General features: G+C 64.5%; 5 protein-coding genes. 4 read left to right on the top strand and 1 reads right to left on the bottom strand.

Annotated features, from left to right (window positions below):
* The 4 genes from AC2VON_RS05475 to AC2VON_RS05490 form a co-directional block, all read left to right on the top strand.
* Positions 1-258: hypothetical protein (locus tag AC2VON_RS05475; protein WP_486952026.1), on the top strand; the 258-nt coding region annotated here is incomplete at its 5' end.
* 654 nt (positions 259-912) lie between these two features.
* Positions 913-2,379, top strand: coding sequence for a PE-PPE domain-containing protein (locus AC2VON_RS05480; RefSeq protein ID WP_486952027.1), 1,467 nt, complete (start codon positions 913-915; stop codon positions 2,377-2,379).
* 250 nt (positions 2,380-2,629) lie between these two features.
* Complete coding sequence (locus AC2VON_RS05485; RefSeq protein ID WP_486952028.1) at positions 2,630-3,952, top strand: MFS transporter; 1,323 nt, start codon at positions 2,630-2,632, stop codon at positions 3,950-3,952.
* A gap of 57 nt (positions 3,953-4,009) precedes the next feature.
* Complete coding sequence (locus AC2VON_RS05490) at positions 4,010-4,663, top strand: GAP family protein (RefSeq protein ID WP_486952029.1); 654 nt, start codon at positions 4,010-4,012, stop codon at positions 4,661-4,663.
* On the opposite strand, the gene AC2VON_RS05495 is transcribed toward AC2VON_RS05490, so the two are convergent.
* Positions 4,583-12,492: SDR family NAD(P)-dependent oxidoreductase (locus tag AC2VON_RS05495; RefSeq protein WP_486952030.1), on the bottom strand; the 7,910-nt coding region annotated here is incomplete at its 5' end. The two genes, AC2VON_RS05490 and AC2VON_RS05495, sit on opposite strands and share 81 nt — an antisense overlap.

Here is a 12,492-nt window from a genome sequence, read left to right on the forward strand (position 1 = left end):
GGCAGCCTCGATCGGACCAAGGTGGGTGAACCCTATCGCCCCGAGATCATCTGCTTCGGCGACATGGGCAGCCACAAGGGCTTCTACATCCACTCCGACACCTGGTACGGAGGCAAGACCAGCGTCTTCAAGATGGGCTACACGCCGTGGGCGATGAAGATGGCGTTCAAAGAGATGTACTTCCGAACTGGCGGCAAGCCAGCGTCCTGGGGTATGCCCGCCACCGAGTTCACCATGGACCGGCTCCCGGTACCGTGACGTCGCAGCGAGTCGATGCCGGTCGCAGCGGCGTGGTCAGGCGCGGTTAGGCACTTTGGGCTGTAGCGACGGCCCGGGCTAGGGCGTCGGCACGTCGGATCATGCGCTCCGACAGCTCGAGGAACTGGTGCTCAGCCCCGGAGACTACACACGACGAGTAACCCAACGTATGGACTTCCGTCGCGAATCCCTGCAGGTCGTGAGCTACTTGTTGCAACCTGGTGTTTTCTGGTCTGTCCATCGAAAGAACCAATCTTCGTTGGGCGGTGCGACTATCGGCCCATCTTGCACCGCGGAAGTTTCACGGAGGTTTCTGGGCTCTGAAGTCTATGGAAACAGCGGAAGTAGCGTGAACCCTTATCGAGTCCAAAACGTCAGCGGGACACGGGCGTTGCGCCCCGGAACGGCAGATCCCAGCCCCATACAGCGTCAGAGAAGATCCTCCCACAGAAATGCGACACCGCGGAACACTCTTGTCTAAAAGAAACCATCATGTTCTAATGGTCGTCACAGTCACTTCCCGATGACGCTGCCGGGCGTCGATTGCGACCCCGCGTCTGTCCAAGAGGTAGAGTCGGCCGAAATGGCATCAAAAGAACGAAATAACCGGATTTTCCAGCCCCACCTGGGACCCAACACAGATAAGGACAAGGTATGCGGCGTGCACTTGGCCCCTACGTCAGCGCTGTCATCGCCACCGTGGGCGGCAGCTGCATAGCGGTAGCCCCGGTTGCGCCACCGGCGCCCGACGTGCAGGCGCGCGGGGTAAAGCTCGTGGACAGCGAGACCGGCGTCGCCGACATCATGGCCGGTAGCGGCACCCCGATACCTTCCGACAGCTACGTCGAGCACGTTTTCGATGTTTTCGTCAAGCCGGACTTTCCCAACTACACACCAGAACCGGTGTTTTATCCGGCGGGGAATTACGCGCTCTACACCGGCGTCAAGAGCTTGCCTCTGAACACCTCGGAAGCCCAGGGCACTGAGATTCTCGACAACATGATCCGACAGCAGGTCGCCGCGGGCGACGACGTGGTCATGAAGGGTCAGTCCCAGAGTTCGACGGTCGCCAGCATGACAATGAGCGAGCTCGCGGCCCAGAATGTGCCGAGCGACAAAGTGTCCTTCGTGCTGACCGGTGATCCCAATCTCCCCAACGGGGGCCTCTTCGAGCGCGCGGACGGCTTCACCACCTCCAGCCTGGGGATCACGTTCAACGGTGCGACACCCTCCGACCTGTACCCCACCACCATTTACACGCTGGAATACGACGGCTTCGCCGACGTCTGCCAATACCCGATCGATGCCCTGTGCGACCTCAACTCCATCGCCGGCATTCAATACGTGCACCCGACATACTCCACGGAAGTCACACCCCAGCAGCTTGCCAGCGCTATTCCGTTGCCGACCACCGGCGAGACGATGACCCATTACTACATGATGCCCACCCAGGACCTTCCGCTGCTGGATCCGCTGCGCGCGATCCCCGTGGTGGGCAACCCGCTGGCCGATCTGCTCCAGCCGGACCTGGAGGTGCTGGTCAACTTGGGCTACGGCGACCCGGACTATGGCTGGTCGCAGGGGCCGGCGAACGTGCCGACCCAGTTCGGGCTGTTCCCCAGCCTTGCCGACCTGGAGAAGGTGCCCGGCCTGCTGGTGTCGGGGACCCAGGCGGGCATCACCGACTTCACGCACGTCGTCACCTCGGGTGCAGCGTCGTTCATGGCGGACCCGTCGGCGGCGGTGTCGGGCATGCTGGCCGACCTGACGACGGGGTTGTCGAGCGCCGCCTCCCCGGCGGATCTGCTTTCGGCGCTGTCGCCCACCGGCATCACCGACGAGTTCATGAAGGTGGTCAACGCACTGTCGGGGGCGGCGTCGGCGGCCTACGCCACTTTACTGCCGACGGCGGATGTCATCAATGCGGTGTTCACCGCGATGCCCGCCTATGACATCACCCTCTTCACGGAGGGCCTTAAGGCAGGCAACTTCCTTGAGGCTGTCGGTCAGCCGATCGCGACGGACACCTACCTGATCCAAATGGCCGGCGGTTTCGAGCTCTTCACCATCATCTCTCAGGCCACGACGGTTGCCGGCGACCTGTCCAGCATCTTCCCGTGACGCGCGACCCGTGATCGCGTCGGACAGCCTCGATCGCTGAGTTTGAAAGTCACCGCCGGCCAAGCGCTCTGGGGTACGTCCGAGCTTGCACAACGGAATCCGGAGCGATACACCGAACCCGGTGTGGCATCAGCCGATTCTACCGGTATCGCATAGAATCACGAACATCAACGAGCGGCACCTACGTCAAGCTACTTTGACACCGCTCCCGGGACGCCACCGAGTCGATGTGGAATACATGAATGCGGCCATGAGCAGCCACGCGGTCGAATCTCATAGCGCCCCGCGATCCCCGGTAGTGGCTTGGGCGCTATGGGATTGCGGCGCGACAGGTGTGAACGCCGTCGTCCTGACTTTCGTCTTCTCCGTTTACCTCACCGGGCAGGTCGGTGCGGGGCTGCCCAGTGCCACGACACCCGCGAGCTGGCTTGGCAGGGCGCTGATGTATGCAGGGCTATTCGTCGCGTTACTGGCGCCGCCGACCGGGATCTGGGTCGACGCTCCCCGCCGCCGCCGTACCGCACTCGCGGTGCTCACCGGCCTGGTCGTCGCGACGACATCGGCGATGAGTTTCATCGATGCCGACTACCATTACCTGGGGCCAGGTCTTGTTCTGCTGGCTTGTACCGCGGCGTGCAGCGACCTGGCGACGGTGCCGTTCAACGCCGTGTTGAGCCAGATCTCCACAGCGCAGAACTCGGGCCGGATCTCTGGAATTGGTTCGGCTGCAGGATATTTCGGAAGTGTACTGCTGCTGCTGATCCTCTATATCGGGTTCATCCAGGGCGAAGGTGACACCCGAGGCCTGCTCAGCCTCGCGGTGGCCCACGGCCAGTACATACGGGTGGCGATGTTGGTGACCGCCGCGTGGTTGGCTCTGTTCGCGTGCCCGTTGCTGCTTTTCGTGCGCACCCCGCCATCCATCGGTCCCCGCCCGGCTGTCGGACTCCGCAGCGCCTACCGCGCGCTGTGGCACGAAGTGAAGGGGGAGTGGCAACGCGACCATAACGTCGTCTACTACCTGGTGGCCAGTGCGATTTTCAGAGATGGGCTAACGGGTATCTTTGCGTTCGGCGCAGTGCTCGGTGTCACGGTGTACGAGGTATCGCAGGCCGACGTGCTCGTGTTCGGGGTGTGTGCCAGCACTGTGGCCGCGATCGGTGCGGTGGCCGGCGGTCTGCTCGCTGACCGCTTGGGCGCTAAGCCCGTCATCATTGGCTCGCTTGCCGCCATGATCGTGATCGGACTGGTCCTGCTGGCTCTCGCCGGGGCGCTGGCGTTCTGGATCTGCGGGCTCCTGTTGGGCCTATTCGTCGGCCCCATCCTGGCCTCCGCCCGAGCGCTGATGCTGCGGATGTCCGCCGAGGGCAAGGAAGGCGTGGCCTTCGGCCTCTACACCACGACCGGGCGCGCCGCATCATTTTTGGCGCCCTGGATGTTCTTCACCTTTGTCGACCTATTCAGCTCCGACCGGGCCGGGCTGGGTGGACTGTGTGTGGTTTTAACAGCAGGGCTCGTGGGCATGATTGCCGTGCGCGTACCCCACGACGCGAACTGCAGAACGAGAGCCTGACGTGGCCACAGTGGTGTCGCCCAGGTGGGCCGGCGCACCCGCAACCAAACCTTGCCGATGCTGACCACCGTCGTGGTGATGGGTTTTGCCGTGAGCCTCGAACCGTTCCGGATCGCGATGGCGGTCCTCATGTTGAATAGGCCGAAGCCGATGCTGCAATTGCCGGCATTCTTATGCGGCGGCTTCGTGATGGGGATGACTGTGGGCTTGGCTGTCCTGTTCGTCTTTCGTCGCAGACTGCTGGGATCTACCTACTTCACTTTGCCCAAGGTTCAAATTTTCATTGGTGCGGTGGCGCTGTTGGTTGCTGGCGTATTGGCAGCCAAGGACGTCACCGGGTGGCTCGGTTCGCGCCCAAGAACGTTGACGACGCAGGCCCGACGACTGCTGAAGGGCCGTTCGTTATGGGTGGCGGGAGCGGCTGGCATGGGGATGGCGTTGCCGTCGGTGGACTATCTGGCGACGCTCGCAGTCATTTTGGCGTCTGGTGCAGCGGCCGTCACGCAAGTCGGGGCCTTAGTGATATTCCATATCGTGTCGTTTGGCGCCGTCGAGATTCCGCTCCTCGCATATGTCGTCGCGCCACACGCAACGCGTACCTCGATGGCCGCCGTGCACAATTGGATCCGGTCACGTCGTCGCGTCGAGGTCGCCGTCCTGCTGGCTGCGGTCGGCGGCGTCCTGCTCGCGGTCGGCGTCGCGGGTTTTTAACGACAGCTGATCGGCAAGGTACTCAGCGAGTGACCCGATCGTCGGATAGTCGAATACCGCGGTCACATTGATCGTCAACGCTCCACCGAACTGGCTGTGCAACCGGTTGCGGAGCTCGACGGCCATCAGCGAATCCGTACCGAGGTCCAAGAACCGGCTGGTCGCGGGGGGCGGCTGCGCGAGCCGCAGGAAACCCTGAACTTCGCGCTGCAGGAATTCGGTGATGAGGCTTGCACGCTGCGCCACCGGTATCTCCTGTAGTTGCCGGAGCAACTCACTGTCGCCGGTTGCCTCTCCGATCGCGCTCGGCAACACGAGGTCCAGAATCGGCGGACGAGAACTGCCCAGCACCTTTGCGGCACGCTGCCAGTTGGCCTTGATGACGGTTGCCTGCGCGGTTCCGTTGGCGACAGCCTCGGCGAGCCCGCTGAGGGCAGCCGAGGGTTCCAGCGGAATCAGGCCCTGCGCCCCGAGATTGGTGCGCGCGGCCTCCGACGAGGCCATGCCACCCTTCGCCCAGGGGCCAAAGTTGATGCCGGTCGCCGGCAAGCCCCGCGCCCTGCGTTGCGCGACCAGCCCGTCGAGCAGCGCATTGGCGGTCGAGTAGTTGGCTTGGCCGGGTGGACCGAGCATGCTGGACACCGAAGAGGACACGACGAAGAAGTCGAGATCGTCGTTTTTCGTCAACCGATCCAAATGGCAGGCACCGAACGCCTTGGGCGCCAACGTCGTCCGGAAATGCTCCAGGCTCTGCTGTGACAGCAGAGCGTCGTCCAGCACCCCCGCCAGATGTGCCACTCCCGCGAGCGGCGGCAGCTCCGTCCGGATCCGGTCCAGCAGCTTTGCCACCTCGGTCTCGTTGCCGACATCGGCGGCGAAGGTGTGGATGCGGCACCGGTAGCGCTCAGTGATGCCATCGATCGCGCGTTGTACGTCCGCATCGGGCGCGCGCCGGCTGGTCAACACGATGTCACCGGCACCGAGTTGGGCTAAATACGACGCCGTGTGCAGGCCGATTGCACCGAGTCCACCGGTGACCAGATAGCTCCGATCACCCCGCGGCTGCAGTCGGTTCGGGATTTGCAGCACGATCTTCCCGATATGCCGCGCTTGCTGCATACGGCGAAACGCCGTCTTCGCCTCTGTCAACGGGTAGATCTCGACAGGCAGAGGTGCCCATTCGCCGCTGGCCAACCCGTCCGATACCTGCGCCAGGAGGCCACGAATTTGCTCGGGGTCTTCTACGGTAGTCGCGTCCAGCGCAACGATCTCATAGGCGATATCGGGACGAGCCGCCGCCATCTGTTCGCGTGTCCAGATGTCGCGTTTGGCGATCTCGGCGAATCGGCCATTCTGGGCGGTGGCCCGGACGGTCGCTTCGACGAACCCCTCATTGGTCAGGCTGTTGAGTACCACGTCGACGCCGGCTCCGTCGGTGTCGGCGAGGATTTGGTCGGCGAAATCCGTGCTCCGCGAGTCGTAGACGTATTCCACACCCAGCTTGCGCAGTGTCGCGCGTTTGTAGGCACTGGCGGTGGCGAAGACGATCGCACCGTGCTGCTGCGCCATCTGGACGGCGGCCAACCCGACCCCGCCGCTGGCGGCGTGAATGAGCACACGGTCACCGGGCTTCAGCTGCGCCCAGTCGAACGCCAGCCGGGCCGTGAGTGCCGCAGCGGGAATGCTCGCCGCCGCGACCGCGCTGAGCGCGTCAGGCACCGGCGCCAGCAACTGGACCGGCACATTGAACCGGCTGGCGAACGCACCCTGCATGAAGCCGAAGACGCGCTGGCCGACTTCGAGTCCGGTGACGCCGTCTCCTAACAGCGTGACGACACCGGAGAAGTCACCGCCGATCGGGCCAGGGTCGCCAGGGTAGAGACCCAGCACATTGAGCACGTCCCGGAAGTTCAAACCGGCTGCCTCAACCCGGATCTGCACATAGCCCGCATCCGGTGGCGGCACTTCCGCTTCGGCCAGACGCAGGTTGTCGATCGCACCGCGTTCAGAGGGCGCTAGGACGTAGTCGGTTGCGCGCGGTAACGTGAGATGACCGCTGCGCGCCCATGGCAGTAGTCGGGATGCCAGGAATTTGCCTTGTCGTAGTGCGAGTTCGGGTTCGTCGATCGGTGTGGCCAGCAGGGTGGTCAGCGCGTGCACGGCTTTCTGCGATCCGTCGTAATCGACCAGCTTGCAGCGCAGGGCCGGCTCCTCGTTGACGATGGTGCGCCCGAGTCCCCACAGCGCCGCTTGCACCGGGTCGACCGGCTCGCCGGATTCCGTCGCCACCGCCCGCTCGGTGATGATCCACAGCCCGCCGGGAAGTTTCATCGACCCATCGCCCTGCACGGTGTGCACGATGCTGAGCAGGTGGGCGATCTCGTTCTCCAGCCGCGCAGCAGATTCAGCGCTCGACTCTTCTTTACTCGACCCGGTGCTGCGCACGACGATGCCGGCGAACGGCATACCGCGCTCGTGGGCCCGTGCCACCAGCTGCCCCATGGGCTCTAGACTCGCGGTCTGGTCAAAGGAGAGGCAGCCCGGCAGTTCGGCCGCCAGCTCTTCGAATCCGGAAACCAGCCATGTTCCAGCGACGTTTCCGATGCCATCGATCGACGGCGGAGACGGCACCTCGTGCCAGCCGAGGCTGTACAGCAGCCGGGTGGCATCGCCGCCGAGTCCGCGCAACAACGCTTCTCGAGGCGCTCGTTTGACCGTGAACTCGCGAATCCCACCCAGATAGCGGCTGTCCCGATCGACGAAATCAAGGTCGAAAACCTGAGTCTCGGCGTCCAGGGCGCTGGTGTGCCACCTGGCGCGGCAATAAAACCGCCGAGGCATCTTCTCCCGCAGCGTGACTTGCCCGTACCGCAACGGCAAGAACAGATCGTCTACTCCCTGTTCGGCCGCAAGGAGTGCCGGGAACGCCGGGAAGGCCACACCGGTGCACAGGTCGAGCAGCACCGGGTGCATCGGCTCTGTTGCGAGCTGTTCGGCGAGTTCTTCGCCGACGGTGATATCGCCGATCGCCTCGCCCTCGCCGAGCCACAGCGACTTCAGGGAACCGGACCAGTTAGGTCCCCACGTCAGCTCCATGCCGGCGAAGGTGTCGAACAGCTCCTGCGGCCGCATGCGTTGCATCCGCTCGATAGCCGTGTCGACGGGATCCGCCGGGTCGGATACCGGCTCCTCGTCGACACCAGAGGTAACCGTGCCATCGGCGTTCAACGCCCATACGGCATCGTTAACACCGTATGGGCGGCTGTGTACCCGGAAGCTCCAGCCACCGGCGTCCTCGATCGGATGCAAGGTCAGCTGTACCTCTCGGGAGTCTTTGTCGCCCAGAATGATCGGTTCATAGAAGAAGACATCTTGCACCCGCGCCGGAGGTCCAACGGCGGCCAGCGCCATCGCCGCGTACGTGGCGCCCGGAACGACGACGGCGCCATAGATGACGTGGTCGCAAAGCCACGGCTGCGATTTCACCGATAGCTTGCTGGTGTATACGGAGTCGCCAGAGGCGAGATCTTTGGCGCTACCCAGGATGCCGGATACCGCGGTGCCATCGACGGCGATACCGGAAGTCTTCGGCCAGAAGCGACGGCGCTGGAACGGATAGGTGGGCAGTTCGAGTCTGCGGCGAGGTTGCTGACGCAACGCAGCGAACTTTGGCCGATGGCCGCTGACATAGGCCGCGGCCAGCGCTTCGGTAATCTGACGCCGGTCACCGACACCCTTTCGTAGTGAAACAATCGCGCGCGGGGCGGTCAAATGTTCCGGCCAGACCTGCACCGCAGTCCCGGTCAGAACCGGTTGCGGGCCGATCTCCATCAACACCGAACACCCCAGCCCCGCCACGGTGCGCACGCTTTCGGCGAACTGCACCGGCTGGCGGGAATGCCGCCGCCAATATTGGGCGTCCAGTGAGGCATCCGCCATCAGCACGGTACCGGTGCGGTTGCAGACCAAGGGCAACGTCGGCACAGCGAACTGCAACCGTGCTGCGTAAGACTCGAATTCGGCGAGTACCGGCTCCAGCAGTTCCGAGTGGAAGGCGTGGCTGGTCTTCAACCAACTGCAGCGGATTCCGTCATCGCCAAATTTGGCGACTAGCTGTTCTAGATCCTCTCCCGGACCCGAGAGCACCGTGTTGGGGCCGTTGTAGGCGGCAACTGACACCCGGGGCGATTCCTTGGCGACTGCCTCGATGTGCTTGGCGTCGGTGAACACGGCGACCATTCGGCCACCCTCGGGCAGGCTGCCGAACAGCCTGCCGCGCTCGGCCATCAGCCGTGCCCCGTCCTCAAGGCTGAAAACCCCGGCCACACAGGCCGCCGCGTACTGACCTACGCTGTGCCCCAGCACCACATCGGGCTCGACGCCCCACGACTGCCACAGCCGGGCCAGGCCCATCTCGACGGCGAAGAGCGCCGGCTGGGCAAACGATGTATGCCGCAGTGCTTCCCCGGTCGCGCCTTCGCCACCGGTGCGCCTGTCGGGGGCGAACAGCACCTCCAGCAACGGGCGCGGCAGTATCTGACTGACCGCGTCCGCGCAACGTGTCACTGTTTCTGCGAAAACCGGCTCTGCCTGGAACAGTTCACGCGCCATCCCCGGATGCTGGCTGCCCTGCCCGGTGAACAGCCACGCCGTCGTTGGCCGGTCAGCGCACTCGCCGCGCAGCACACCGGGACGCAGCCGGTTCTCGGCCAACTCGGCCAGGACCTCAGTGGCGCTATGGACCGAATCCACGACCAGCGCAGCCCGGTGTTCGAAATGCGAACGCCCTACTCCGGCAGTGAAACACACGTCAGTGATGTCGACGTCCGGGTGCGTGTTCAACCAGGTTCGGTAACGCTGCGCCAACGCCACCAGCGCCTGCGGTGACCGCGCCGACAGCGCCAGCACATTGACCGACTCATCTGGGCGGTCCGACTCCTGCGCCACCGCGAGGTCGCTTGCCGGTTGAGCCGGCGCCTCCTCGATCAGCACGTGTGCGTTCGTGCCGGTGAATCCGAAGGAGCTTACACCGGCGCGCCGCGGTCTGCCGTTGGTGTGCCACGGGATCGCCGTGTCCACGACGCGAACCGGCAACGAGTCCCACGGGATGTGCGGTGACGGTTTGTCAAAGTGCAGGCTCTGCGGCAGCACTTGGTGCTGCAGCGACAACACCACCTTGATCAGACCGGCGGCCCCTGACGCCGACTCGAGATGACCGATGTTGGTCTTCACCGATCCCATCAGCAACGGCCGGTCCGTGTCACGGCCGGCGCCATAAACGGCGCCGGCTGCCTGTACCTCGATCGGATCACCCAGCGGGGTACCCGTCCCGTGCGCCTCGAGGTAGTCGACGTCTCCGCCAACCAAACCAGCGCGAGCCAGTGCTGTGCCGATAAGTCGTTGTTGTGCACCACCGTTGGGCACCGTCAAACCGCTGGAGGCGCCGTCTTGGTTGACGGCGCTGCCCGGTATGGTCGCGGCAATCCGGTCGCCTTCGCGCACCGCATCGCTCAGCCTCTTGAGCACCAGAACTCCGCAGCCTTCACTGCGTACGTAGCCGTCTGCGGAGGCGTCAAAGGTCTTGCATCGCCCGGCGGGGGACAGCATCCTGGCACGTGAGGCGGCGATAACGGTTACCGGACTCAGCAAGACGTTCACTCCACCGGCCAACGCCAGATCGCAGTCGCCGAAGCGCAATGCCTGGCAGGCCTGATGGACGGCCACCAACGACGAGCTGCATGCGGTATCGACCGCCACTGCCGGGCCTTCGAGACCGAGCGCGAAGGCAACTCGGCCGGAAATGGCATTGAGCGCATTGCCGGTGATGAAGTGGGGCTCGATTTTGTCCATCGACTCCGACGACAGCAGATGCGCATACTCGTTGGCAGCCACCCCCACGAAGACGCCGGTCCGGCTGCCGCGCAACGCGGACGGCGCGTACCCAGCCCTTTCCAAACCCTCCCAAACCGTTTCGAGCATCAGCCGCTGCTGAGGCTCGATCCACACCGCTTCTCGCGGGGAGATCCCGAAGAATTCCGGATCGAATCCGTCGATTCCGTCGATGAATCCGCCCAAGCGGCTGTAAATCTTGCCCGGGGTCTCTGGATCCGGGTCGTAGAACTCGTCGATGTCGAATCGGTCTTCCGGGACTTCCCGGATCGCATCGATACCGCCGGACAATATCTCCCAGAACGCTTCTGGATCGGGCGCACCGGGGAAACGGCATGACACCGCGACGATCGCAATCGGCTCATCGGTGCACGTCGTCACTGCTGACACCGGCGCGGGCACTGACTTGGCCGCCGCCTGCTCGCCGAGGTCGAGCACGTCGCCGAGCAGGTAATCAACCACGTCGGACAGACGTGGGTAATCCATCGCCAGGGTCGCCGGTATCTCGGTACCCACGCCTTGCTCGATGCGGCGCCGCAATTCGACGGCCATCAGCGAATCCATGCCGAGATCGAAGAATCCCGCGTCCTCGCGGATTTCCGCACTATCGACGCGCGTCACCTCTGCTACCGCGTCGCGAAGGTAATCTGCCAGAAGCTTCCTGCGCTGCTGCACCGGAGCGCCTGTGAGCCGCTCGACCAGCTCGGTCTTCCCGGATGCCGTTGGTGCCGGCACCGCACCGGGCACCTCGCGCTGCAGCTCCGCCAGGAATGCGCGCCGGCCCGCCTGCTGGTAGAGCGGCAGGAAGCGGGTCCAGTCGACCCGGGCCACTATTCCTTGGACGGGGCCCGGTACTGAGCTCTGCGCGGAAGCCGTCATGAGGTCGGCCACACCGGCCAGGGCATCGGCCGGTGACAACGTTCGGATCCCGCGCTTATCCAGTCGCACACGAGCCTCCTCGTCGGCCATGCCCGTCGACCACGGACCGAAATTGACGCTGATACCGGGGACGCCCTGCTCGCGCAGCCGCCAAGTCAGACCGTCGAGGAAGGCGTTAGCCGCGCCATAGGCGCTCTGGCCGAATCCTCCCCAAACTGAGGCTATCGAGGAGGTACTGAGGAAGAAATCCAGCTGCAGTTCGCTGGCTGCTTCACTCAAATGCCAGGCACCCCAGACTTTCCCGGCGAAAACCCGATCCACTTCGGCATCGTCCAGGGTGCTCAGCGGGGTGGTACCGATCTCGCCTGCAGCATGGACGATGCCGGCCAACGGCGGAAGTTCGGCCTGCACGGCGGCCAACAGGCGCGCGACGTCGTGCGCATCGGCGACATCGGTGGCGAACAATCGGAATTGACAATTGTGCTGTTCGCTCAACGTGGCGATGCGCTGTTGTGCGGCATCGCCCGGCGAGCGCCGGCCGGCCAGCACCAGATGCCGGGCGCCGTGGGCGGCCAGGTATCCTGCGATCTCAAGCCCGACCGCCCCCAGCCCTCCGGTCACCAAATACGTTGCGTCATCACGCAGCGCCAACGGCGCCGTGCTTGGCTGCCTGGCCTGTCGAACCAGCCGGGGCAGGTCCACCGCTTGATCGCGCAGCGCGCTCTGATCTTCGCGGCGCGGTTCCGTCGCGACCTGGTCGATCAACCGCGACCATTCGTCGGCGGTGCCTTCACCCAGATCCGCCAGCCCGCCCCAAACTTGCGGATGCTCCAGCGAGGCGGCCCGACCGAATCCCCACAGACAACTCTGGTCCGGTGAAACGGCGTCGGCGTCGGTGACTCGTTGCGCGCCTCGGGTGACCACCCAGATGGGTCTGCGCAGTTCGGCGGCGACCGCGGCGCGGAAGAGTCGTCGGGTTCCGCCCAAGACTCGGTGTTGCATCCGCAGCAGCGACCGCATCGACGGCCCGGTGTCAGAATCGAGGGCCGCGACATGCAGGA

The sequence above is a fragment of the Mycobacterium sp. TH-M82 genome (genome assembly GCF_057473605.1).